The sequence below is a fragment of the Sorangium sp. So ce327 genome, from assembly GCF_051530205.1.
GTDB lineage: Bacteria > Myxococcota_A > Polyangia > Polyangiales > Polyangiaceae > Sorangium > Sorangium cellulosum_B.
The window spans coordinates 705,038-728,515 of sequence record NZ_CP150330.1 but is presented as its reverse complement, the minus strand read 5'-3'; the positions used below and the strand labels follow the sequence as shown (position 1 = coordinate 728,515).

Below are 23,478 nucleotides of genomic sequence, written 5' to 3'. Positions count from 1 at the left end.
GCCGACCAGACCGCCCGCGCGGCGCGACGTCTCGACGCGGCCGAGCAGCCACGACAGTTCATCGCGCGCGCTCCCCTCGCGTCGCCGAGCGGCGTTTACCAGCGCGGATCGCCGTCGATCAGCCAATCCAGCGCCCTTCGGGTCTCCTCGGCGACCGGCCCGTCGTACCGGTGCCCGGCCTCCTTGCTGCGCGCCACGCGAGTCAGCACCCCCGCTTTCTCCAGGCGCGCCGCGGCCGCGGCAGCGGCGCCGCCGCACCCGGCCTGCGCGCAGACGAAGAGGACCCGCTGCCCGCCGCCGTCCGCGAACGCCTTGGCCGTCGCCGGGGTCCACTTGTCGTGTCCGCCCTCGACAAGCACGAGGCGCGGGAAGAGCGCCGCCCGGCGCGCGGCGATCGCAGAGCCCATGATCGCGCCCAGCGAGAAGCCTGTATAGAGCACCGCGCCGGGATCCACGTGCTCGGGAAAGCGCGCCCGCAGCGCCGCGAGCCCCGCGTCGATCTCCTGCTCCAGGCGGGCGTTGCTCTCGTACGTGAAGCGGACGTCGCTCGCCGACGGTGAATCGGGCCGCGCGACGCCCCTCGGGCACAGGACGAAGACGCCGTCTCCCACGATGTCGCGCCACACCTGGCACTGCCACTCGGGCCGATCGTAGTTGCCGTGCGACGCGATGAGCACGGGACGCCGCGCGGTGGCGCCGTTCGGCACCGACACCACGGCGCTCGGAAACCCCTCGACAGGGAGCTCCACGAACGGCGCGTCCGCGCGGAGCGGCGCGGCCCTCGCCGCTGCGGCCGCCGCGTCCCCGGCGGCGGCCGCCGATGTCGCGCCGCCGTCCGCGGCCTCCGGCGTCACGCCGCCGTCCGCGGCCTGCGCTGCCTGTTCCCGCGCCGGGGCGGGCGCGACGCTGGGCGGCGCGGGCGCCGGACCGGCGGAGCGGCCTGAGCGGTCACAGCCGAGCGCCGCCGCCGCAAGGAGCGGCAGCGACACGAGCGAGAGGAAGAGGAAGGTGACAGGGAACGCCATCCGACCCAGAGGATGACGCTTTCCTACGGGAGCGCCTCCGCGAGCTTGTCCGCGAGCGGAGCGCCCCAGCCGGTCGGATAGTCCCAGCCGGGCCCCGCGCTGAACCCCTCGGGGGTCTTGCCCTCGGTGATGTCGCGGAACGCGGCCTGCACGCCCGCATCGGTGTAGAGCGCCCGGTTCAGCCACCCGGCGACGGGCTTGCCCTGCGCGATCCGGTGGCTGTTCACCGACGCCATCAGCCCGGCGAACACCGGCGCTGCGAACGAGGTGCCGCCGCGCTGATCCCACTCTCCCAGGAAGTAGAGCCAGTACGGGAAGTCCGACGACGCGCTCAGCGCGACGTCGGAGACCGCGCGCGTGCCCTGCGCGTCCGTCACGACGCTCTCCTGCCACCACGGCGTATCGAAGGCGCGCGATCGGCCCGAGCCCGAGCCGCTCCACGCCACCTCGCGCGCGACCTCACCGCCGCCGCCGAGCTCGAGCACCGTCCCGCCGACGCACGTCACATACGGGCTCGACGACGGCACGTCGGGCCTGCTCGAGTCGCCGCTCGCGACGACGATCGTCATCCCGAGCGCCGCGCCCATGCGCGCCGCCTCGTTGTATTGCTCGCGGATCGGCTGCGCCTCCGTCTCCTCGCGGTGCGCGAACGACGTCGAGAGCACCGACACCTCGCCGGCGGCGATCGCCTCGTTCCACGCATAGAGGATGGAGTGGGTGCGCGCGTCCGGCCCCTGGTACGCGATGAGCTCCGCCATGGGCGCCATCACGCCCGACCACTGCATGTCCAGCGTGCTCTCGATATAACGCGTGGAGATCGGATCCGCGGTGACCACTTCCTCGGGGTTATTGCGCGAGACGCCGAACGACCGCCAGAACGACTGGAGATCCCATCTCTTGAACGTCGCCCCGACAACGACGCCGAGCTTCACGCCCTGCCCGCTGTGGCCGGCGGTGTGGAGCGCTTCGACCCCATAGACCCGCGCGATCTGCGCGGGCGTGTACCCCTGCTCCAGCTCCGGCGGTGGCTCCTCCTCGATCGCGCCCCCCTCGCCAGGAAGCGGATCGGTGTCGGCGGGGATCTCGACCGAGATGACGCCCGACGCGAGGTCGATGATCCGCTGCGGCGGCCTGAGCGGATCGAGCGCGCCGAACGTGCGGAGCGGCTTGCCGCCGGCCGCGGGGTTCTCGCGCTCGAAGTCGCGGAGCTCGGTGTCAAACGCGGTATTGAACTGCTCGACCGTGCCCGCGAACTCGAGCAGGAGCCGGTTCTTGGACCGCCGCCGGATCTCCATCCCCTGCTTGACGAGCCAGTCTTCGACGGCCGCGATGTCGCTCTCGGACGGGGCGTGGCGCTCCATCCAGGTCTCGACCGACATGTACTTCCGGAACGTGTCCGGCTTCCCGGGATCGTACATGTCCTCGATCGCGCTCTCGAGCCCGGGGACATCCCGGGTCGGGAACCCCATCAGCGCGCGGAAGCGGTCCTCCTCCGGCGCCGCGCCGAAGTCCATGTAGATCCCCGCGAGCGGCCGGGGAAGGCCGCTCGGGAGCACGGGTCCGTCTTTTCCGCACGCTGTGCCCCCGAGGGCGAGCAGCGCAGCGCACCAAACCGAGAGCGAACGCATCAACGAGGCCCTGCGAGCGAGGGGGGAAGGAGTCCGTCAGGCGCGTCTCAGCACCACACGTGCTCGATGAGGTAGCAGGTGTAGGTCCCCGGCTTCCATGTCTCGGGGCGCCCGCCGGTCGTGTTGTCGGTACATACCTCGCAGTAGGCGTGGATGCAGTCGGGGTCGGTGCTCTGCGGCTTCGCCCCGGGGGCCGGGGGCTCCTCGGAGTAGAAGAACCCGTCGGTCCTCAGCTGGTCGAGCTCGCTCTCCGACAGCTTCCCGAAGGCGGTCTCGTCCGAGGAGATGCTGAACCGATCGTCCGACGCCTCGGTCAGGACGGGCGCCCGGTAGTCGCCGTAGTCCGCCTGCTCGATGGCGGCCATCTGCTCCGAGAGCAAGATCTCCTTGCCGTCGCCGGTGGAGAGCTTGATGCGCGCGTAGTCGATGGCCCCCCCCGAGTAATCGAGGGCGTAGACCGTGTCTCGGCTCATGTCGAGGCTCAGGAACTCGCTCGTCTCGAGGGCCTTCGAGACCTCCGCCTGGGTGATCCGCTCGTGCGCCACCGCGTCATCGACGGGCGCCTCCTCCGACGCGCCGCATCCGGTGAAACCGGCCGCTGCGATGACGCCGAGCGCAACACTGAGAGCGAGCGATTTGGAAGAACGGATGGACTGTCGAATCATGATGGCGTTCCTTTCTTATGGGCTCACTGACGGCGCTCGCCTGGCCTCGCGCGGCCAGCGGGAGCTCCCCCATGTCGGTCCTGCGTCGGTCCTGCAAACGATCGTTTGCTTGTCAGACGCCACGACTCCGGCGAGTCGAGTGGAATGAGGGGAAGATGAATTCATTTCAACGGTGCCGCAGGCCCCCCATACCTGGCAAGTAATTTCCCGGCGCGAAAGACAATTCCATCGTTCTTTCTGCGGCACAGTGGTCGGGACGGTGCGCCGTGCGGGGCCTCGCTTACCCCGAGCCGCGGACGGGCCATGACCCGACTCAGGGGTTGCGGTGGGAGCCGGCCGCGGACATACCGGAGCCTACATGGAGGACGTGGCCAGATCGCCGTTCGGTTCAGCTGCTGTGTCCGCCGAGGCTGCCATCGTGGTCCTCGACGGCCCGCTCGGGACCGAGCTCGCCGCGCGCGGGGTCGAGACGCCGGCGCCGCTCTGGAGCGCCGCGGCCCTGCTCGATGCGCGCGGCCGCGACGTGGTCCGCGCGATCCATCGGGATTACGCGCGCGCAGGCGCGACGGTGCACACGGCGAACACGTTCCGCACCAGGCGGAGGCAGGCGGGCGCCGCCTGGGCCGAGCTGACAGCGCGCGCGGTCTCGCTGGCGCGCGAGGCCGTGCGCGGCGAGGGCCCACGGCACCGGGTCGCCGGCAGCATCGCGCCGATCGAGGATTGCTACCGGCCCGACCTGAGCCCGGCCGACGCGCGGCAGGAGCACCGCGAGCTCGCGCAGGCGCTCGCGAGGGCGGGCGTCGACCTCCTCCTCTGCGAGACGTTCCCGCACGTCGGCGAGGCGCTCGTGGCGCTGGAGGAGGCGGTCGCCACGGGCGTCGAAGCATGGGTGTCGTTCACGGCGGGTCCGGGGTCGGATCTGCTCTCGCCCGGGGACGTCGGGCTCGCCGCGCGGGAGGCGGCCGCCCGCGGCGCGAGGGCCGTGCTCGTCAACTGCACCCCTGCGACTCGCACGCTCGCGCACATCGAGCGGCTCGCGGCGTGCGGCGTCCCGTTCGGGGCCTACGCGAACGCAGGCGCGGAGGCCGAGGGGCTCGGCTGGGGCGTCGGCGTCGACCAGCGCGGCTCGGCGGCCGCGCGTTATGCGGAGCTCGCGCGCCGCTGGCTCGAGGCGGGCGCCACGATCGTGGGCGGGTGCTGCGGGACGGGGCCCGGGCACATCGCGGCGCTGCGCGCGCTCGTCGACGGGGCGAGGCCCGCGCGCGAACCGGCGGGATCGCCGCGCTGAGGCCACGCGCCCAAACGCCGGTTGCTCCCCACGGGGCGACGTGCCACCGATTGTCCGACGGGCCGGGCGGCCAGCGCGAAGCGGCGCGGCGCCCGGCAGACACGATCCATCGCCTGAGACAGCACGCCGTCGCGATCGGCGACGACCGACGGACACGGAGCGCAAGATGATCGATCTCTATTACTGGCCCACCCCGAACGGCTGGAAGATCAGCATAATGCTCGAGGAGACGGGCCTCCCCTACAAGCTCGTCCCGGTCAACATCGGGCGTGGCGAGCAGTTCAAGCCGGAGTTCCTCGCGATCAGCCCCAACAACCGGATGCCCGCCATCGTCGATCACGATCCTCCGGGCGGCGGGGCGCCGATCTCCGTGTTCGAGTCGGGCGCGATCCTGCTCTACCTCGCGGAGAAGACGGGCCAGTTCATCCCCTCGGACGTCCGCGGTCGTCACGAGGTGACCCAGTGGCTCATGTGGCAGATGGGCGGCCTCGGCCCCATGAGCGGCCAGGCGGGCCATTTCAATCACTATGCGCCGGAGAAGATCCCCTATGCGATCGAGCGCTATACCAAGGAGGTACGCCGGCTCTATGGCGTGATGGACAAGCGGCTCGCGGACCGGCCTTTCCTGGCGGGCGAGTACTCGATTGCCGACATGGCGAGCTATCCCTGGGCGATGGCGCACGAGCGGTACGGGGTGTCGGCCGACGAGCTCCCGAACTTCAAGCGTTGGGTCGATGCGGTGCGCGCGAGGCCCGCCGTCGAGCGCGGGCTCGCGGTCGGAAATGAGCTGCGGAACGCGAGCCAGCCCATCGACGACGAGGCGAAGAAGTGGCTGTTCGGGAAGAAGCCCGAGTGAGCCGACCGTCCCGCACGCGCAGGGACCGCGCCCCCCGCGATTGCGCGGTGGTGCGCCCTGGGCGCGCGGCGCCTCGCTGACGGACTGCGACCGGGGCGGACAAACCAAGCTCCAGCGAGCCGTCCAGCGCGCCAGCGCGCCACGCGCGCCGCACCCCAGAGCGTCCTGAGCAGGGCGGGGCCACCAGCGCAGCGCGCCCTGCCGTCAGGGCTTCACCTGGCGCGCCGGGCCGCTGGTGCGCCCTGGCTGGACCCGACACCTCCTTTCGCCGGAGAAAAGGGCAACGAGCGCTCCTCGACGATCCGCTCAGCCCGGATCGCGCGGGCTCCGCTGCGGGGCGCCGATCGCGCGAGCGTGCTGCATTGACGCCCTCGCGGACGTCAAGCACGCCGGGAGCGGAAACGTCTGCACAGCTCCGCCAGGCACACACTCTGCTCTGCGGTGAGCCAGAGATGTCTGGGCCTGGTGGGCCCTCGCGGACATCGGGGGGAAACGATCATGTCGATGCATAGCAAGATGCTGGTGCCTGCATTTCTTTTGGCTGCTCTGGCCGCCGGTTGTGCGGTGAATACGGACGACGCGGACCTCGATCAGAGCGATCTCGGTGACGACGAGATCGGGGCCGTCGAGCAAGCGTTGGAGGAGGAGCGAGGCGGATACCTGGGGATGGGCGCGGCGCAGCTCGCGCCCGGACAGGCCCAGATGGGCCCGAGCAAGGGCCAGCTGTTCCCCAGCAAGGGCGAGCTCGGACCGAGCAAGGGCGGGATGTTCCCCAGCAAGGGCGAGCTCGGCCCGAGCAAGGGCCAGCTGTTCCCCAGCAAGGGCGAGATCGGCCCGAGCAAGGGCCAGATGTTCCCCAGCAAGGGCGCGCTCGGACCGAGCAAGGGTGAGGTGTTCCCTGGCAAGGGCGCGCTCGTGCCGAGCCAGGCCGGGATGTTCCCCGGGCAGGCTCAGATGCCGTCCAAGGCCGGGTTCGGCGGATATGCCGGCCAGCAATCCAGCCAGGGTATGCAGGGCTATGCTGGTCAGCAGGCCGGCCTTGGCCAGTCGGCCGTCGCCGGGCAGATCGGGCCCTCCGTCATCGGGCAGATCGGGCCCTCCGTCATCGGGCAGATCGGGCCCTCCGTCACGGGCCAGATCACCGCGCCCGGCCAGCAGGGCCGGCCGTAACGCCTCGCGCGCGCGCTCGTCGGGCTCCCAGGAGAGCACGCCCGGGCGCGCGCACTTCACCCGCGCTCGATCGCCCAGGTTGCCCCGACTGCCAGGTCGGTCGGGGCATTGTCTGGAGATCTACAGCGCTCTCCGCCCCTCTCTGCACCATCCAGAGCAGAGCCGCAGAGCGGCGGTCACCCGCACAGGAGACGGGCCCAGATCGGCGTTTTCGGCGCGGAAGCGCACTCCGGTGCGCTGAGCACCGAAAACGTCGAGATGGGCCCGTATCCGAAGCGGGTGACCGCCGCTCTAGCTCTAAAAGACGACGGTGCGGCGGCCTTCTACGATGACCCGCCGCTCCAGGTGCGCCCGGACGGCGCGAGAGAGGACGAGCCGCTCCACGTCACGCCCCATCCGGGTCATCTCCTCGGGGCCCATCTGGTGATTCACGCGCGCCACGTCCTGCTCGATGATCGGCCCCTGATCCAGGTCCCGCGTCGCATAATGCGCCGTCGCGCCGATGAGCTTCACGCCGCGCGCGTGCGCCTGGTGGTAAGGCTTCGCGCCCTGGAACGCGGGCAGGAAGCCGTGGTGGATGTTGATGACGGGCGGCGCCTCATCGAGCATCTGCTCGGAGAGGATTTGCATGTACCGCGCCAGCACGACGAGATCGACATGGTGCCTCTTCAGCAGGTGAAGCACCTGACGCTCCTGCTCGCGCTTGGTCTCCGGGGTGATCGGGATGCAGAAGAAAGGGATTCGAAAGCTCTCGGCCACCGCCTCGAGCGTGGGGTGGTTGGAGATCACGAGCGGGATCTCGCAGCGAAGCTCGCCCGCGCGCTGCCGGAGCACCAGATCGTAGAGACACGCGGGATCCCTGGTGACGAGGATCGCCATCTTCGGGACGTGATCGCTGTATTCCACCGACCATCGCGCCGAGAGCGACGCGGCGAGCTCGCGAAAGGCGGCCTCGATCGCGCCGCGGGTGGCCGAGCCGCCCAGGGCGGCGACGGCGGCCGGCGAGGCGAGGCCGGACAGATCGACGACGAGACGCATGAAGAAGCGCGGGCCCTCGTCCATGAACGCATCGGTGTGATTGCTCGCGTCGATGATGTTCAGGCCGATGTCGTAGAAGAACCCCGCGAGTCGCGCGACGAGACCGGGCTGGTCGGGAGCGGCGATGAGGAACGTTGCGTGAACGGGACCCGTCATACGGGTCATGTAGCTCGCCCCGAGGCGGAGGCGCAAGCGCGAGGGCCGGGAGGGACCGCGGGCGGGCGGCAGCCTGTCCGCCAGGCTGCCTGGCCGCGCGTGCTAGCGCCCCTCGCCGCTCTCGGAGGACGGCGGCCCAGACGGATCATCCACGAGCCTCGGCGCCAGCGTGGAGAGCTCCGCCCAGGGGATGCGCACGGTCCGCTCGACGTCGCGCAGGTGCGCGCTGTCGTTGTAATAGATGAGGTGCCAGGCCTCGGCCCGACCCCAGCGCCGCCTTCGCTGCCAGTGGGTGAGCGAGGTGTGGCGGGTGGCGAAGTGCGCGCTCGGGAAGGCGAGCGCGTTCATCCTGAAGAAGTGGAGGAACGCGACGTCGATGAAGCCGCCGTGGGTGACGACGACGATCGTCCGCCCCTCGTGCTCACGGGTGACGCGATCGAGGGCGACGGAGACCCGCAGCATGAACTGAGCCCAGCTCTCTCCACCGGGGCTCGCCGGCCGGTACGGCTCGCGCTCGAAATCGATCGCGTAGCGCACCATCGCCTCGCCGACCGGCATCCCGTCCGCCTCGCCGGGGCGGAGCTCCTGCACCTCGTCGTCGAGCGTGACGGGCAGCCCCAGGGCGGGAGCGACGATCTCGGCCGTCTGCTGCGCCCGGCGATAGGTGCTGGCGATCAGGACGTCGGCGGGGATCTCGCGCGTCGCGGCCAGGCGATCGCGCAGGCGCTCCGCCTGGAGCACGCCGAGCTGCGTCAGCCCGGTGTCGCCGCGCATCCCGCCCACGATATGGTTCACGTTGACCTGCGCTTCTCCATGCCGGATGAGATAGAGGTTCGTCACGATCTGAGCCTCCGAGGCGCGCGACCTTGTGGGGGGAGGGCCGCGCGGGGCGGTCCGCGCTCGCTAGGAAGAGCAAGGCCCTCCTCGAATGTCAAGGGTTTGTACCGCCGCCGCGCGGGCGCTCAGGGACAGCCGTGGAAGAGCGCGAAGATGGCCGCGCTCTCGGAGCAGACCTGCTCGCCGCGCAGGGCGCTGCAGAAGTCGTCCTCCGTCAGGAAGGTCTTCTTTCCGGTGCTGCCCTCGATGCAGGAGATCGAATAGACGAACCGCGAGGCGCCCTCCCCGGGCAAGCCTGGGATCTCCAGCTCGGAGCCCTCGCCCACCTGCGAGCCGCTGCCACCCGCGTCCTCCGGCGGATCGACGCCGAGCAACGGGAGCACCAAGATGGGAAAAATGCTGAAGAGACCGGCCACGAAATTCGGGATCATGGGTTTACCTCCAACGTCGATAGAAAGGCACCCTCGTGCGAGGTGGCCATTGCAGCTGCCAAATCCAACATGCATCCGACAGGCCAGCTCCGGTCATGTCCGCCCATTGCACAGCGCGCGAGCGCGGGGCGAGCCCGCGCGCGCGCCATCGATCGGATCGAATGCGCGGCCGCCTGCCCCGTCCGGGTCGGAGGGCCGCGCGGGCCGCCGCCGCGTGATCGCGGCGGGCCGGACCGGCCCGCCTGGGCGCGGCGCGCCGGACCGGCCCGCCCGGGCGCGGCGCTGCGCCGCCCTTGCCAGCTCGCTCGGACATGGCCTACAAGGCGGGCCCTCTGAAGGAGACTTTCATGCACCGTCGCAGCTTCATCGCGGCCGCGCTGCTCGGCTTCGCGGCCCTCGCCGGGTGCGGGCCGCGCTGGCGCGTCGTGACCCAGGCGAGCCCCGACACGTTCGTCGGCCAGCGGTATTTCGCCCTGATGCCCATCGACTACGTGGGCCTCTTCATCCTCGACCAGCGCGAGGACCAGTACCTCGCCGGCAAGGACGCGGACGATCACCAGCGCTTCGTGGAGGACAAGGAGACCATCAACGAGGAGTTCACGAAGGCCCTCGTCGCCGCCGCCCAGGAAGAGGGCATCGAGGTCGCGCCGTCCGACGGCCACACGTCGGCGCCGTTCGTGATCAAGCCCTATGTCGGCTACATGAATCCAGGCTTCTACGCGGTCGTCTCCTCGGCCCCGAGCCAGATCCGGCTGACGCTCCGGCTCACGACGCCGGACGGCCGGGTGCTCGATGAGGTCCAGTTCTCGAGCCGCACGGCGTCGCCCATCCCGAACACGAGCCTGAGCTCCGCGGACGCGGACAAGCTGAAGCCCGGCGGCCGCTGGCGCGAGGACGCGCGCGTGATCGGCGCGTATGTGGCGCGCTACCTCGCGTCGCGCGTCAGCCCCTAGGCCCCCGCGGCCGGGGCTCTCCCCGGCCGCGCGCTTCGGGGAAGCCCCAGGGAAGCGCGCGGGGGGCGCTCGCCCGCTTCACAGCAGCACCCCGCGGAGCAGGAGCTCGGCCACGCTGAAGTAGATCACGAGGCCGGAGACGTCGACGAGGGTCGCGACGAACGGGGCCGAGGCGCTCGCCGGGTCGAAGCGGAGCGCCCGGAGCACGAACGGCAGGAGCGCCCCCGCCAGCGTGCCCCAGGTCACGACGCCGACCAGGCTGATCGCGACGGTCAGGGCGAGGAGCCCGTAGTGCGGGCCATAGGCCCCGAAGAGCTTCTCCCAGGCGATGACGCGCGCGAAGCCGATGGCGCCGAGGATCCCGCCGAGCGCGAGGCCCGACGCGAGCTCCCGGCGGCTGACGCGCCAGAAATCGGCGAGCCGGATCTCGCCGAGCGCCATCGCCCGGATGACCAGCGTCGTCGCCTGAGAGCCGGAGTTGCCCCCGCTCGAGATGATGAGCGGCACGAAGAGGGCGAGCACGACGGCGCGGGCGATCTCGCTCTCGTAGTGCCCCATCGCCGTGGCGGTGAGGAGCTCGCCCACGAACAGGGCAGACAGCCAGCCCGCGCGCTTGCCGAGCATCCTGGAGAGGGGGGTCCGGAGGTAGGGCGCGTCGAGCGCCTGCATGCCGCCGAGCTTCTGGATGTCCTCGGTCGCCTCCTCTTCCACGACGTCCACGATGTCGTCCGCGGTGACGATCCCCTTCATCCGACCCTCGCTGTCAACGACGGGTATCGCCACGAGATCGTGCTCCGCGAAGGTCCGCGCCACCGCCTCCTGGTCGGCGTCCTCGTTGACCGACACGACGTCGGTCTTCATCACGTCGCTGACGCGCCGGTCGCCGGGGGCGATCATGAGCTGCCGGAGCGACACCACGCCGCGCAGCCGCTGCTCGGCGTCGAGCACATAACCGTAGTAGATGGTCTCGAGGTGATCCCTGGCCTGCCGCTTGAGATAGCTGATCGCCTGGTCGACGGTCGCCTCCGGCCGCACGCGCGCGAACCACGGGCTCATGAGCCCGCCGGCCTCGTCCTCGGCGTACGCGAGGAGCGCGATCACCTCGCGCCGGGTCGGCTCGTCCAGCAAGGAGAGGAGCTCCGCCTGGTCGGCCGGCGACACCTCGAGGAGGAGGTCCGCCACGTCGTCGGGCGCGAGCAGGCGGAGCCATAGCTTGCGTTCGCCCCTCGTGAGGCCCGCGAGGAGCGCGGCCTGGTCGGCCGTGGGGAGACCCTCGAAGAAATCCTCCGCCTCCTCGCGCCGCAGGCGGCGATAGGCCTGCACCCGCTCCTCGTTCTGCAGGGCCGACCAGGACAGCGTCAGATCAGCCGCCGTGAGCGCCTCGGCCGCGTTGAAGGGCGGGCGTTCCATCATCGCCTCACCTCGTCGAGCGCCTGGCCCGCCCCGTCGGCGTCGCCCGGCAGAAGATGCTCATTCGTGAGGGCCCAGCGGCAGGCTCGACCCTGGAACCACGATTAGCAACGCGCGCGCCACGGCCGCCCCTCCCTGGGAGCCCCGGCACGCACAGCGCCGCGGCCCCCCGCCTGCGCCGCCGGACAGCGAAGCGCCTGGAGCAGCCGGCAATTTCCCGGCTGCCTCGGGCTTCTTCTCGGCGCTCGGATCGCGGCGACGCGCAATGGCGCGTTTTGGCGGGAACCTACCGGTTCTCCCAGGATGCAGGCTCTTTCTCTGGCCTGCGTGGCGCCCGCCGGCGCTCTCTCTGACGTTCTGCGCGCGCGCCGGCGCTCAGGCGCGCGCGGGCGGGTCGAGCCGATCGACCCCGAAGCGGCGCAGGAGGCGGCAGAGCGGGACGAGCGGCAGCCCCACGATGGCCGCCTCGTCGGCGTGGCGCACGTCGTCGAACAGCCACGGTCCGTGCTTCTCGAAGAGGTATCCTCCCGCGCTGCCGATGGGCCGATCCAGCTCGACATAGCGGCGGATCTGCGCGCGGCCGAGCGGGCGGACGCGCAGCTCCACCGTGACGATCTCGGCCAGCGTCCGCGGCTCGCCGGCCGCGAGCGGCACCCCCGGCGGGGCGTGCACCGCGACGGCGGTGTGGAGCGCGTGGACGCGCCCCGAGAGCCGCCCGAGCTGGTCTGCCGCCTCGTCGAGCGAGGCCGGCTTGCGGAGGAGCTCCCCATCGAGCTCGAGCGCCTGATCGGCGCCGATGATCAGGGCGCCTTCCCGGGCGGGCGCGAGGCTCAGCGCCTTCCCCTCCGCGAAGAGGCGGGCGCACGCGAGGGGCGGCATCCCCTCGGGCGCGATCTCCTCGAACGCCGGCGCGACGGCCTCGTACGCGAGCCCGAGGCGATCGAGGAGCGCCCTCCGGAAGGGCGACGTGGAGGCGAGGACAACCGGGAACATGGTCGGCTCCATGGCACGGAACGACGCGCGCGCCGAGAGGAACCGCCCGCCTCGCCCCTCGCGCTCCTCCAGCCCCTCGCGCTCCTCCCGCTCCTCCCGCGCTTCACCCGCGTAGCCCTGCTCTTCACGCTCTTCGCGGCGTTCGCACCGATTTGCTTTCATTTACCAAAATTTATCGAGAAATGGCAGACGACACGGATTCTCAGCAATGGTGACAGCCGCTGTGGACACGGGAATAGCGGCAGGAATTCCTGCCGTCAGGTGTCGCCTGAATTACCCATCATGCATTTCATTAAAAAGCAGCTTGCACTCGGACTCTACAGCACGCGACAGTACGCCAATGCAGCAACTCAACACAAGGCACCTCGTCACACTCTCTCTCGTCGCGCCGGGCATCGGGCTCTCCGTGCTGCTCGCCGCCTCGCCGGCGAGCGCAGCGACGTACGAGGTGGGGCGGGGCAAGCCTTATGCGAGCCTCGCGGAGGTCGCCCCTCGCCTCGCTGCCGGGGACGTGGTTCTGGTCGAGGGCGACGCGACCTATCCGGGGGATCTGTTCTTCAAGAAGTCGGGCACCGAGGCGCAGAAGATCACGATCCGCGGCGTCCGCGTGAACGGCCGCCGCCCTGTCCTATCGGGGGGGACGAACACCGTGATCTTCGCTGGCAATCACTATACCTTCGAAGGCTTCGACATCACCGGCGGCTCGAGCCGCTGCGTGTTCCACAAGGCGCACGACATCACGATCCGCGACTCGGTGGTGCACGACTGCGCCGGGCACGGGATCCTCGGCGCCGACTCCGAGTCGGGCTCCCTCACGCTGGAGTACGTCGAGGTCTATGCTTGCGGCTCGGGCGACACCAGGCACCCCATCTACATCGCGACCGACGAGGAGACGCGCCTCGGCTCGGTGTTCCGCATGCGGCACTGCTATGTGCACGACGGCAATGGCGGCAACAGCGTGAAGAGCCGCGCGGAGCGGAACGAGATCTATTACAACTGGATCGAGGGCGCGAAATACCACGAGCTCGAGCTGATCGGGCCGGACGGCCAGGACGAGGGGCTCGCGCGCGAGGACTCCGACGTCGTCGGCAATGTCATCGTCAAGACCGGCCAGCACTTCGCGGTGCGCGTCGGGGGCGACGGCACGGGGCAGACGTGGGGTCGCTTCCGGTTCGTCAACAACACCTTCCTGCTCGCCCCCGGGTCGCGGCCGGCGATCAGGATGTTCGACGGGATCGAGAGCGTCGAGATGAGCAACAACGTGTTCTATCGGCGCGGCGGGGGCGGCGTGGAGGTCTATGTCGACAGGAGCGCGACCTGGAAGACCGGAACGGCGTTGATCTCGGGCGCGAACAACTGGGTGCCCACCGGCTCCTCGGCCCTCCCCGCGGCGTGGACGGGCACGGTGCAGAGCACCGACCCCGGCTTCACCAACCTCAGCTCGCTGGACCTCCGCCCGGCGTCGAACAGCCCGCTCGTCAACGCCGGCTCCAGCGCGATGCCGAGCCCGGCAGGGTACCCCTTCCCGAAGCCGCTCACCGCGCCGCAGTCCTCGCCCAGGAGGGGCGTGCGCACGGCCAGCGGACCGCTGCAGCGGCCGGTCGCTGGCGCGATCGACATCGGAGCCTACGAGTCCGGCTCCGGCCTCGCGGCGCTCGCCATGAGGGCCGCGGACAGCGATCGGGACCTCGACGACAGCGACAGCAGAGCCGCAGAGGAGGGGTGGAACGTCGACGGCGATGCCGCCCCGAGCGACGGTGAGGCGGACGCCAGCGACGCCGACGCCAGCGACGCCGACGACGGCGATGCCAGCGACGCCGACGACAGCGATGCCAGCGACGCCGACGCGGAAAGCGACGCGTCCGCCGGCGACTGCGCCGCGGACGGCGACGACACCGCGGCGCGCGCCGCTGCGTGCTCCGAGGCCGCGCAGGGCAGCGCGGACGCTCCGCGCGGCGCCCACGCCAGCGCGTGCAGCGTCGGCGGGGCGCTCGCGGGCGGCCCGGTCGCCGGCTCGGGGGCGTTCGTCGCCGGGGCGGCGGCGCTCCTCGGCGCCGCCCTCCGGCGGCGCGGTCGCCGCCCCGGGGCGTGAGCCGCGGCGCGAGCCCTCAGGCGATGAGCGCGCGCAGCAAGCGACGCGCCGAGGCCGGGTCGGGCAGCTGAAACGCCGCGGAGCTCTCCCCGCCGCCCACGTGGATCGTGAGCGCGGTCGGGGGGAGCGCCGCGAACAGATCCTCGTCGGTCCTGTCGTCGCCGAGCGCGATCACCACCGCGTCGGGCCCCATCGTGGCGAGCACCCGCGGCACGATCACCCCCTTGTTGACCCCGCGGAGCCGCACCTCCAGCACCTTCCGGCCCGGGATGAGCTCGAGATCGTGCTCGCGCAGCGCCTCGCCGAGCTCCAGAGGCACCTCGCGGGCCGTCTGGCTGGCGAGCTCCGGGTCGGCGGCCCGGTAGTGCCACGCGATCGAGACCCTCTTCTCCTCGATGAAGCTGCCCGCCGTGCGGTCGACGAAGCCTTGGAGGACGTCGCGGACCCTCGGCTTCCAGTCGAGCGCCGCCTCGCGGAGCGCGACCCAGGGCTCTCCGGGCGCGCCGCGGGAGAAGAACCCGTGCTCCGCGTGGAGGCTGATGGGCAGCTCGCCCAGCCACCGCTCGAGGTCCTCGCGCGGCCGGCCGCTCACCACGTGCACCTGCGTCCGCGGGCGCGCCGCGAGCTCGCGCAGCTCGGTGACGAGCGCCTCGTCCGGCTGAGCGAGCTCGGGCATGGCCTCGAGGGGGACCAGCGTGCCGTCGTAGTCGAGCATCACGATCAGCGACGCCGCGCTGCGCGCGCTCGCGATCGTGCTCCCCTGGGGCGCGCCCTCCGGCCGCCGGGCGGCCCCCACCGCGGGCGGGGCGCCGCCCGCGCGCTCGAGATCGTTCAGGAAGCGGTGCGACCAGCGGTGCGCGTCGTGCGTCATGACGCGGCGCCGGAGCGCTTGCATCCGGACGCGCTGCTCGGACGGCGGCATGACGAGCGCCCGCTGGATCGTCGACGCCACCGCGTCGATGTCGTGCGGGTTCACCAGGAGCGCCTCGATCAGCTCGGCGGCCGCGCCCGCGAACTCGCTCAGCACGAGCGCGCCGGTGTCGTCGAGCCGCGAGGCCACGTACTCCTTGCAGACGAGGTTCATCCCGTCGCGCAGCGGCGTCACCATCATCACGTCGGCCGCGAGGTAGAGCGCGACGACCCCGGCCATGGGCATCGACCGGTGCAGGAAGTGGATGGGGACATCGTCGAGCGTCCCGTAGCTGCCGTTGATGCGGCCGACGAGCTCGTTCACGACGCGCCGGAACTCGGCGTAGGCGTCGACGCTCTCGCGCGTCGGCACCGCGAGCTGGATGAACCGGACCTTGCTCCGGAGCTCGGGCTCGCGCTCCAGGAAGCGCTCGATCGCGAGCATGCGCCGCGGGATGCCCTTCGTGTAGTCGAGCCGATCGACGCCGAGCACGATCTTCCGGCCCTGGGCGCTCTCGCGGATGCGCCGCGCCTCGGCGCGGACCTCCTCGTCCCGCGCGAGCCGCACGAACTCGTCGACGTCGATGCTGACCGGATAGGCGCCGAGCCGCACCCGCCGCCCCTCGTACGCGAGCGTCTCCAGGTCGGGATCGAGCCCGAGCACGCGCGCGGCGGAGTAGACGAAGTGGTACCGATAGGCCGTCGTGTGAAACCCGACGACGTCGGCGCCGAGCACGCCGCGCAGCACCTGCTCCCGCCAGGGCAGGATCCGGAAGACCTCGGCCGCCGGGAAAGGGATGTGCAGGAAGAAGCCGATCCGCGCGTCGGGGATGCGCCGCCGCAGCATCGCCGGCACCAGCGTGAGCTGGTAGTCGTGGATCCACACCCTGTCGCCCGGCCTGTACCGGGCGACGATGGCCTCGGCGAAGCGCTCGTTCACCTCGCGGTAGCTCTCCCAGTCGTGCCGGGCGTCGAGGTGCAGCTTCTCGACGAGGTAGTGGAACAGCGGCCACAGGACGCCGTTCGAGAAGCCGTCGTAGTAACGGCTCACCTCGGCCGAGGTGAGGTGCACCGGGACCGCGCCGAGCTGCTCGAGCCGATCCTCGACCTCTCGGCGCTGCTCGTCGGTGAGGCGCGCGAGGTCGCCCGGCCATCCGAGCCAGAGGCCGCCGTGGCGCTCGTGAGGGCCCCGGAGCGCGGTCACGAGGCCGCCCGCCGAGGGGACGACGGAGACGTCCCCCTGATCGGCGTGGACGGTCACCGGAAGGCGGTTCGAGACGATGAGCAGGCGGGACATGCGCGGCCAGGAAGCTAGCGCATGGCCCCTGCACCACGCCCTTGCGGCGCGGTGAAATCAGGGGCTAGCCGATGCTGCTCGTCGGGCGCGCCCTGATCGCTACCGGTCGACCCGGATCGACGGCGCCGTGTTCTCCGGAGGGCTGGGCTTCGATGTGGCCGTGGGCGCTGCGGGGCGGACGGGCCGGCCCCAGTTTCGCCTGCCGCCCGAGCTCGTGTTCGAGGGCGCGTCCTCGGTCTTCGCGGGCGCGGCCACCTGCGCGAGCCGCGCGACGGTCTGCACGGACATCTCCGACGGCCCCTGCACGATGGAGTAGGGCTGGAAGCCTTCCTTCTGCAGGGTCAGCCGGCGAGGCGACGCGCGCACCTCGTCGTTCGTGATCGAGAGCTGGAGCGGCGTCTGCCCGAGCGATTTCCCGTCCTCCAGGACGTCGGCGCCCGGCGGGATCGACTCGATGATCAGCATGAACGAGGGCGCGCCCTTGTGCTCGCCGGGCGTGCCGGTCGCCGCGGGCGCCGTCGTTGGCGCGGTCGCGACCTCGGGCGTGGCCTCGGTCTGCGCGGGCTTGCGGGTCAGCATGAACGCGCCCGCCGCCACGACGACCGCGCCGATGGCGGCGAGGATCACCGCCTTGCGCCCGCCGCCGGAGGGGGCCTCGTGCGCGCCGGTCGCGCCCTTGGACGCGCCCGCCGCGGTCGCGGAAGCGCCCGGGCCCGAGCCGACGCCGGAGGTGCGGCCGCTCGGATCGTCATCACTCGACGGCGCCGGGAGCGTCACCGCGTCCTTGAGCGCTTGCACCGTGGACGAACGCGACGAGATCTGCACGCCGGGCAGCGACTCGAACGAGGTGATCTGCGTGCCGCCGAACGCAGTCGTCACGCCCATGCCGCGGGCGCACTCGCCGAGGCCCTGGATGAGGGCGTCCATCGTCGCGGGCCGGCCGTCCGGATCCTTCGCGAGACAGCGCATCACGAGCGCCTCGAGCGGCTCCGGGATGTCGACGTCCGGGTTCCGCTCCTTCATGCGCGGCACCGGCTGCTGGAGGTGCGCCATCAGGATCTGGATGGACTTCTCGGACTCGAACGGGACCTTCCCGCAGAGCATCTGGTAGAGGATGACGCCGAGCGAGTAGATGTCGGTCCTGAGATCGACCTTGCCGTGCGAGATCTGCTCCGGCGACATGAAGCGGGGCGAGCCCAGGAACGCGCCCTGCTGCGTGAGCTCCTCCGAGTCGTCGCCGAGCTGCTTCACGAGGCCGAAGTCGAGGATCTTGACCGCCTCCTCCGCGTCCTCGTTGGAGACGAGCATGACGTTCGACGGCTTGAGGTCGCGGTGGACGACGCCGTGCTTGTGCGCCTCGCGCAGCCCGCGCGCGATCTGCCGCGCGATGCGCATCGCCTCGGGCGGCGGCAGGCGCCCCTGCCGGCGCACGCGCCGGAAGAGCGTCTCGCCCTCGAGGAACTCCATCGCCATGAAGAACCGCTCCTGATCGTCGGCCTCGATGCGGCCGTAGTCGAAGACGGTGACGATGTTCGGGTGCTGGAGGCGCGCGAGGATGCTCGCTTCGAGGAAGAAGCGCTTGTGGAAGTTCGGGTCGAGCTGCCGCGAGGCCTGGTTGGGGATCAAGACCTTGATCGCCACCTGGCGCCCGAGCGGGAGCTGCTCGCCGCGATAGATCGTGCCCATGCCGCCGGTCGCGAGCTGGGAAAGGATCTTGAACTTTCCGTTGAGCACCTTTCCGAGCAACGGATCGATCGGCTCGCTGCGCGCTACTTCATCGACGACGTTTTCGTTGGCACCACTCATATGAACTCCGTCGCCTTCCCCGTGCGGGCGCGGGCGAGCCCTCCCCTCGGTGACGATGCCTCGCGATGCGTGAGCCTGGACCTCATGATCGTGGGGAGCGTCGGCGCGTGGGGCCGTCGGGGCAGTCTAAACGGAAGAAATGTCCTTGGCGACCTTTCCTCGATCGCCTCCACGATCGCCCCGCTCGTGAGGCCGGGGCCCCCGCGCGAGAGGCCGATCGCGAGGCCGTCCGTGAGGCGCTGCACCATGCGCCGTGCGCCATAGCCCCGATCGACGGGAGCCGCCAGTTGCTGGCATCGAGCGTCTGCATCGCACCTTCGCGCCACGAGATCCTGCGAGCAGAGTACACTGCTCCGCGCCCGCGCGATGCTCTTCCGATCATCCTTGTCGGGCGCCGCCGCCGGACGCCGGCCGGTGCGCGCCGGACGTCCCTGCCGGCCTTCTCGCCCTCCCGGGTGGGGACGAGGTAGTAGAGGAGGATGCGACCGGATCGCGCCGTGCTGCGCTGGTGGAGGGGAAGAGAGTACCGGCGCCTACTCGACGTGGCCGCGTCCGAGCTTGCCGGCTCGCGCCACGCCGACGCGGAGGCGACATGCGCGCAGGCGCTCCGGATCGCCGAGGAGATCTACGGCGACGGGGACGCCGAGCTGACGGCGCCGCTCTACGCGCTGAGCTCGGCGCGGCTCGCGCAGGGGCGGCTGGACGAGGCGCGCGCGAGCTCCGCGAGGGCGATCGCCATCGCCGAGGCGGCGGGGAGCGCCGATCCGCCGCTGCCGAGGCTGCTCGAGCAGCTGGCCGCCATCCTCGAGCGGCAGGGCGAGCTCGACGACGTCGAGGCGCTGTTCCGCCGGATGCTCGCGGGCTACGAGCGGATGCGCGATCCCGACCCCATCGAGCTGTCGGCGCTGCTGAACCGGCTCGGCCTGCTGCTCGGCAGGCGGGGGGCCCGCGCCGAGGCGGCGCCGCTCTTCCGGCGGGCGATCGCGCTGCGGGAGGGGGCGCTCGGCGCCCGTCACGCGCTCGTCGCGGAGGCGCTCTACAACGCCGCCACGTTCCTGGAGCAGGAAGACGACCTCCCGACCGCCGAGCGGGAGAGGATGCTCCGGAGGGCGCTCGAGATCGCCGAGGCGGGGGCGGGCGTGGACGGGGCCCTCCTTGCGTCGATCCTGCACAACCTGGCGGCCGCCCGGGAGGCGCTCGGGGACGCGGCCGAGGCGGCGGCGCTGTACGAGCGCGCGCTCTCCGCGCGGGAGGCGCTGGCCGGGGCCGCCCACCCGTCGCTCCGGCCGACGCTGGTCCGGCTCGCGCAGGTCCACCACGCCGCGGGGCGGCCGTCCACGGCGCTGCCGCTGTACGAGCGGGCGCTCGCGCTCGCCGAGGCGGAGCTCGGGGCGGATCACCCGGTGGCCACGGCGATCGGGGCCTGGATGGCCGAGGCGCGGAGCCGGAGCTGACCCTGCCGCTCCCGTCGATCAGCGCTCGGACGACGGATCGCCGCCTTCTCGCCAGCGCTCGACGAGCTCCGGGAGGACGGTCGAGGCCATCTGGAGCAGGTGCGCCATGTGGTGTTCGGGCGTGTTGCCCCGGAACCCGCGGACATGGAGCTCGCCCACGCTCGCCTCGGTGGTCGGGATCATCTGCTTCTCGAGCTTCTTCGAGACGGCGCCCTCGGCCGCGCGCAGCCGCAGGTGCGGGGGCGCGTCCGACGCGGGCGACCGCTCGACGTGGCGCCCTGCCCCGGCGTCGAGCAGGTAGCTGGCCGTGGCGGCGGAGCTGGCGTACGCGATCGGGTCGATCTCCGAGTGCGTGATGGTGAACAGCAGCTTCTCCGAGGCGGCGAGCTGCGCGGCGCGCGCGAACGAGGCGAGCTGCAGCGGGTTGAGCCCGCTCGGCTGCTCCGGGACGAAGCCGCAGTGGATGCCATCGGTGACGAGGATCGCGTCGAGGGCCTCGGTGCCGCGGCGGAGCTCGAGGATCTTGGCGACCGCGCCGTAGCCCGCGCTCCACGAGGAGAGGGCGACCCGGCGGAGCCGCGGGGTCGGCAGCCCGCGCTGCGCGAGCGCCCGGTCGATGTCCGCGAGCAGGCTCTCGTAGACGCCCGGCGTCGCGTAGAAGTCCTCGTACGCGCCCGAGCCGATGCCGAGGTTGATGACGGCGACCGCGGCGTTCAGCCCGGCGACCTCGGCGCTCTCGCGGACGAGCTGGGTGTTGCCGTGGAAGTGCAGCAGGAGATCGTAGCTCGACCCCGTGGGCCTGAACGTGTCGGGCGTGAAGAGCACGCCGCCGCGGATCGACGCGTACCCCTCGTGCTTGATCGCGGGCGGCGGCGTCACCGGCGCGGGAGGCGGCGCCGGCGGCTGCAGGCGCGCGAGCCCCTCCGGCGCGACGGCCGCGCTCGCCCCGGCGTCCTCGCGCGAGGAGCGCAGCGCGAGCAGCGATGCGCGGTTGACGGGGGTCATGGCGCGGAAGGCCTCGGCGGAGGCGATCGGCATCCGCGCGGCGATCCCGCGCGCGGCGGCGGCGACGACGACGATCACGGTGGCCGCGGCCAGGACGAACGCCCCGAGGGCGCGCCACACACGCGCGCGGCGCTCGTCCGGCGAGGGCGAGGACCAGGAGCCGTACGGCCCGGCCCCGGCCATGGGGAAGGGCGGCGTCCCCTGCGGCGCTGGCGGGGCGAAACCGGGCAGGAACGCTTGCTCCTCCGGCGCGGGGGCCATGCCGAGGGGGGGCAGGTCGAGGGGAAGACCGCGATCCGCGCAACCCTGGATCACGGTGACGGGCGGCGGCGTGGGCGTCGGCGACAGGTCCGCAGGCGACCCGTCAGCGCGCACGTTTCCCTTCATTTCGATACCCCTCCCTTACAACGGGGATGTAGCGCCGAGCCCTGGTTTGCCAGGCGCTGCGTCTGTTCCGTGAGCGCGCCGCATGGCGGCAGCGCGCTGCGTTTCTGCTCCTGCCGTGAGCCCGGAAGGCGTCGCGGCAGGCGGAGCATCGACCAGTACGGTCTCCAGCTCAAGCGACAACCGTTCCGTACGCGCATATTTAAGCGTGGCCGTAATACCCTGTCCCCTGCTGGAACACGCGTGGGTGAGCCTGTCGGGCCGCAAAGCGAGGGAGCGGGCGGGGTGTGCCCGGGGCTGCGCTGGTGCGCGCGAGCGGGGACGTGAGCACGCCGGCGACGAAACGCGCACTTGCGCCCCTGTCCGGCACCCACCAAGGTGCTCGGCGCTTGCTCTCCCGCGAGGTCCGCTTCCTGCTCGCAGCGACGCTGCTCCATGCCGCCATCCCGCTGCTCGCGCGGATCGCGGGCGCCCCGGGGCCGGTGCTCGAGGCCCGATCGAGCGGCGCGCGCCGCGAGGTGGAGATCGAGATAGAGCCCGTCGCGCCGCGCGGGTCGGAGCAGGACGAGGCGCGCACGCCCCCGCCGCGCACGCCGGACGAGGCACGGCCGCGCGAGGCAGAGCCGGTCCTCGGCCGGACGGCGCGCCGCGAGCGGCGGCCGCTCGATCCACGAGCGCCGACGGAGGCGCCGGTCGAGCCGCGGGAGGGTCCCGTGGCGCCTCCGGCCCCCGCGCCGTCGAGCGAGTACGACGGGCCGCCGACCGCCGAGGCGCCGCGCGGGGTCGCCGGCCTCGGGGGGGCGCCGGTGTGGCAGCTGCCCGGCGTTCTGCCGGATCGCGCGCCGCCGGCGCCGGCGCCGACCGCGCCGGCCGCGCCGCGCGAGGTCTCGGCGGACAGGGCGGGCGAGCTGCTGCGCGAGGCGATGCGCGATCGGGACAAGACGCTGGGGCTGGATCTGCCCGCCGCCGGCACGGTCGCGTCCGTTGTGGCGGACGCGGTGCGCAGCGCGGAGACGCCCTCGACGGCGCGCGCGGTGTTCGAGGTGCACCTGAGCGGCGCCGGCGCGGTGCTCGGGGTGCGCGCGCTGTCGTCGACGGCCGGAGCGGCGGCGCTCTGGGCGCGGGTGGCGCGCGAGGCGGCGGCGCAGCTCGCCGGGCGCGTGCTCGCGATGACCGCCGCGTTCGCCAAGGGGGCGAAGGTCTACGTCACGGTGAGCTCGTCGGTGCAGATGCCGAGCGGCGCCACGTCGGGCGGGATCCACCACCAGGGCGCGGGCTTCGGGTTCGACGTCGCCGACATCGGGGCCCGGCCCCGCCGCCTCGTCCAGTCGAGCTTTCGCGTCGAGGCGATCGACTGAGGCGATCGCAGAGGCGGAGGCGCGCGACGCGCGCGAGCCCGGGCGATCAGCGGCCCCGGCGCGCCTTCCAGCGCCTGGTGCGCGCGGCGCTCGCGGCGAGGCCGATCCAGAGCAGCCCGAGCAGGCTCAGCGCCGCGGGGACGCCGGTGAGCCAGACGAGCGCCGGCAGCGGCGGGCGCGTCGGACAGGGGCGGCGCGTGTCGAAGCGGCAGGCGTGATGCCGATCGAGCTCCTCCGCGGCGGCGCGGACCTCGGGGACGTCGTCCGGCAGACCCCGCAGGGCCGCGGAGGCCATCATGTACGCCGCAGACGCGGCGCGATCGTGGGCCGGGTCGGCCGGCACGCGGTCGCGCACGAGCTCGCTCAGCCGGGCGGCGCGCTGCGCCGGCGCCTGCTCGGCCAGCGCTCCGGCGAGGTGCCGAGCGAGCGCCTCGTCGAGCTGCAAGGCGCAGGCGACGGCGCGATCTTCCCCAGGCGTGAGGTAGACCGTCTCGCCCGACGCCGTCTGGCGCGGCTCCGTGCCGGACGCCGCGACCGGCTTGCGCAGCGCGACCCGCGCCCCGCGGACGCAGCTCGGGACCCTCGGGAGGGCGCGCAGGTGCACCGCGGCGTAGCGCTGGTACGCGACGCCGGCGATCGCGCCGAGCGAGAGCGCCAGCGCGAGGAGCGCGGCGACCCGGCGCGCGCCGGAGGGCTCTCGGGACGACATGGCCGGCGGTATGG

19 protein-coding genes are annotated in these 23,478 nt (G+C 72.2%); 7 read left to right on the top strand and 12 right to left on the bottom strand.

The window, feature by feature from the left end; genetic code table 11:
• Positions 1–95 precede the first annotated feature (95 nt).
• The 3 genes from WME95_RS02690 to WME95_RS02680 form a co-directional block, all read right to left on the bottom strand.
• On the bottom strand, positions 96–1,025 hold the full coding sequence (locus tag WME95_RS02690) for a hypothetical protein (protein WP_437906864.1): 930 nt from the start codon (positions 1,023–1,025) through the stop codon (positions 96–98).
• A 23-nt stretch (positions 1,026–1,048) separates the two neighbouring features.
• Positions 1,049–2,581, bottom strand: a complete 1,533-nt coding sequence (locus WME95_RS02685; RefSeq protein ID WP_437906863.1) for a S53 family peptidase — start codon at positions 2,579–2,581, stop codon at positions 1,049–1,051.
• Positions 2,582–2,700: 119 nt separating this feature from the next.
• Positions 2,701–3,318 (bottom strand): hypothetical protein, encoded by a 618-nt coding sequence (locus WME95_RS02680; protein WP_437906862.1) that lies wholly within the window; start codon positions 3,316–3,318, stop codon positions 2,701–2,703.
• A gap of 397 nt (positions 3,319–3,715) precedes the next feature.
• On the opposite strand from WME95_RS02680, the gene WME95_RS02675 reads away from it, so the two are divergent.
• From WME95_RS02675 to WME95_RS02665, 3 genes are all read left to right on the top strand, one after another.
• Complete coding sequence (locus WME95_RS02675; RefSeq protein ID WP_437906861.1) at positions 3,716–4,606, top strand: homocysteine S-methyltransferase family protein; 891 nt, start codon at positions 3,716–3,718, stop codon at positions 4,604–4,606.
• 166 nt (positions 4,607–4,772) lie between these two features.
• Complete coding sequence (locus WME95_RS02670; protein WP_437906860.1) at positions 4,773–5,462, top strand: glutathione S-transferase N-terminal domain-containing protein; 690 nt, start codon at positions 4,773–4,775, stop codon at positions 5,460–5,462.
• A gap of 504 nt (positions 5,463–5,966) precedes the next feature.
• Positions 5,967–6,632 carry a hypothetical protein gene (locus WME95_RS02665; RefSeq protein ID WP_437906859.1) on the top strand — a complete coding sequence of 222 codons (666 nt, stop codon included), beginning with the start codon at positions 5,967–5,969 and terminating at the stop codon, positions 6,630–6,632.
• 297 nt (positions 6,633–6,929) lie between these two features.
• On the opposite strand, the gene purU is transcribed toward WME95_RS02665, so the two are convergent.
• The 3 genes from purU to WME95_RS02650 form a co-directional block, all read right to left on the bottom strand.
• Complete coding sequence (gene purU, locus WME95_RS02660) at positions 6,930–7,835, bottom strand: formyltetrahydrofolate deformylase (protein WP_437906858.1); 906 nt, start codon at positions 7,833–7,835, stop codon at positions 6,930–6,932.
• A gap of 93 nt (positions 7,836–7,928) precedes the next feature.
• Positions 7,929–8,666, bottom strand: a complete 738-nt coding sequence (locus WME95_RS02655) for a histidine phosphatase family protein (RefSeq protein ID WP_437549220.1) — start codon at positions 8,664–8,666, stop codon at positions 7,929–7,931.
• Positions 8,667–8,788: 122 nt separating this feature from the next.
• Positions 8,789–9,094 (bottom strand): hypothetical protein, encoded by a 306-nt coding sequence (locus WME95_RS02650; RefSeq protein WP_437906857.1) that lies wholly within the window; start codon positions 9,092–9,094, stop codon positions 8,789–8,791.
• A gap of 347 nt (positions 9,095–9,441) precedes the next feature.
• Here WME95_RS02650 and WME95_RS02645 point away from each other — a divergent pair, with 347 nt between their 5' ends.
• Positions 9,442–10,047, top strand: a complete 606-nt coding sequence (locus tag WME95_RS02645) for a hypothetical protein (protein ID WP_437906856.1) — start codon at positions 9,442–9,444, stop codon at positions 10,045–10,047.
• A 78-nt stretch (positions 10,048–10,125) separates the two neighbouring features.
• On the opposite strand, the gene mgtE is transcribed toward WME95_RS02645, so the two are convergent.
• Positions 10,126–11,460, bottom strand: a complete 1,335-nt coding sequence (gene mgtE / locus WME95_RS02640; RefSeq protein ID WP_437906855.1) for a magnesium transporter — start codon at positions 11,458–11,460, stop codon at positions 10,126–10,128.
• 372 nt (positions 11,461–11,832) lie between these two features.
• A complete protein-coding gene (locus tag WME95_RS02635; protein WP_437906854.1) occupies positions 11,833–12,612 on the bottom strand; it encodes a Maf family protein in 780 nt (259 codons plus the stop codon).
• Positions 12,613–12,790: 178 nt separating this feature from the next.
• On the opposite strand from WME95_RS02635, the gene WME95_RS02630 reads away from it, so the two are divergent.
• A complete protein-coding gene (locus WME95_RS02630; protein ID WP_437906853.1) occupies positions 12,791–14,542 on the top strand; it encodes a right-handed parallel beta-helix repeat-containing protein in 1,752 nt (583 codons plus the stop codon).
• A 16-nt stretch (positions 14,543–14,558) separates the two neighbouring features.
• Here the strand turns inward: WME95_RS02630 and WME95_RS02625 are convergent, their stop codons facing one another.
• Entirely contained in the window at positions 14,559–16,748 is a 2,190-nt protein-coding gene (locus tag WME95_RS02625; RefSeq protein ID WP_437906852.1) for a bifunctional alpha,alpha-trehalose-phosphate synthase (UDP-forming)/trehalose-phosphatase, read from the bottom strand.
• 99 nt (positions 16,749–16,847) lie between these two features.
• Positions 16,848–18,554 (bottom strand): serine/threonine protein kinase, encoded by a 1,707-nt coding sequence (locus WME95_RS02620; RefSeq protein ID WP_437906851.1) that lies wholly within the window; start codon positions 18,552–18,554, stop codon positions 16,848–16,850.
• Positions 18,555–19,033: 479 nt separating this feature from the next.
• On the opposite strand from WME95_RS02620, the gene WME95_RS02615 reads away from it, so the two are divergent.
• Positions 19,034–20,008, top strand: a complete 975-nt coding sequence (locus tag WME95_RS02615) for a tetratricopeptide repeat protein (RefSeq protein ID WP_437906850.1) — start codon at positions 19,034–19,036, stop codon at positions 20,006–20,008.
• 18 nt (positions 20,009–20,026) lie between these two features.
• On the opposite strand, the gene WME95_RS02610 is transcribed toward WME95_RS02615, so the two are convergent.
• Complete coding sequence (locus WME95_RS02610) at positions 20,027–21,400, bottom strand: hypothetical protein (protein ID WP_437906849.1); 1,374 nt, start codon at positions 21,398–21,400, stop codon at positions 20,027–20,029.
• A gap of 386 nt (positions 21,401–21,786) precedes the next feature.
• Here WME95_RS02610 and WME95_RS02605 point away from each other — a divergent pair, with 386 nt between their 5' ends.
• A complete protein-coding gene (locus tag WME95_RS02605) occupies positions 21,787–22,755 on the top strand; it encodes a hypothetical protein (protein WP_437906848.1) in 969 nt (322 codons plus the stop codon).
• Between the two features lie 46 nt (positions 22,756–22,801).
• On the opposite strand, the gene WME95_RS02600 is transcribed toward WME95_RS02605, so the two are convergent.
• Positions 22,802–23,464, bottom strand: coding sequence for a hypothetical protein (locus tag WME95_RS02600; protein ID WP_437906847.1), 663 nt, complete (start codon positions 23,462–23,464; stop codon positions 22,802–22,804).
• Positions 23,465–23,478: the final 14 nt, after the last annotated feature.

What these genes read in the sequence shown, in the direction of transcription:
- WME95_RS02690 (WP_437906864.1), bottom strand. Translation starts at nt 1,025, where the DNA reads ATGGCGTTCCCTGTCACCTTCCTCTTCCTCTCGCTCGTGTCGCTGCCG.
- WME95_RS02680 (WP_437906862.1), bottom strand. Translation starts at nt 3,318, where the DNA reads ATGATTCGACAGTCCATCCGTTCTTCCAAATCGCTCGCTCTCAGTGTT.
- WME95_RS02670 (WP_437906860.1), top strand. Translation starts at nt 4,773, where the DNA reads ATGATCGATCTCTATTACTGGCCCACCCCGAACGGCTGGAAGATCAGC.
- WME95_RS02665 (WP_437906859.1), top strand. Translation starts at nt 5,967, where the DNA reads ATGCATAGCAAGATGCTGGTGCCTGCATTTCTTTTGGCTGCTCTGGCC.
- purU (WP_437906858.1), bottom strand. Translation starts at nt 7,835, where the DNA reads ATGACCCGTATGACGGGTCCCGTTCACGCAACGTTCCTCATCGCCGCT.
- WME95_RS02650 (WP_437906857.1), bottom strand. Translation starts at nt 9,094, where the DNA reads ATGATCCCGAATTTCGTGGCCGGTCTCTTCAGCATTTTTCCCATCTTG.
- WME95_RS02645 (WP_437906856.1), top strand. Translation starts at nt 9,442, where the DNA reads ATGCACCGTCGCAGCTTCATCGCGGCCGCGCTGCTCGGCTTCGCGGCC.
- mgtE (WP_437906855.1), bottom strand. Translation starts at nt 11,460, where the DNA reads ATGATGGAACGCCCGCCCTTCAACGCGGCCGAGGCGCTCACGGCGGCT.
- WME95_RS02635 (WP_437906854.1), bottom strand. Translation starts at nt 12,612, where the DNA reads ATGAAAGCAAATCGGTGCGAACGCCGCGAAGAGCGTGAAGAGCAGGGC.
- WME95_RS02630 (WP_437906853.1), top strand. Translation starts at nt 12,791, where the DNA reads ATGCAGCAACTCAACACAAGGCACCTCGTCACACTCTCTCTCGTCGCG.
- WME95_RS02625 (WP_437906852.1), bottom strand. Translation starts at nt 16,748, where the DNA reads ATGTCCCGCCTGCTCATCGTCTCGAACCGCCTTCCGGTGACCGTCCAC.
- WME95_RS02620 (WP_437906851.1), bottom strand. Translation starts at nt 18,554, where the DNA reads ATGAGTGGTGCCAACGAAAACGTCGTCGATGAAGTAGCGCGCAGCGAG.
- WME95_RS02615 (WP_437906850.1), top strand. Translation starts at nt 19,034, where the DNA reads ATGCGACCGGATCGCGCCGTGCTGCGCTGGTGGAGGGGAAGAGAGTAC.
- WME95_RS02610 (WP_437906849.1), bottom strand. Translation starts at nt 21,400, where the DNA reads ATGAAGGGAAACGTGCGCGCTGACGGGTCGCCTGCGGACCTGTCGCCG.
- WME95_RS02600 (WP_437906847.1), bottom strand. Translation starts at nt 23,464, where the DNA reads ATGTCGTCCCGAGAGCCCTCCGGCGCGCGCCGGGTCGCCGCGCTCCTC.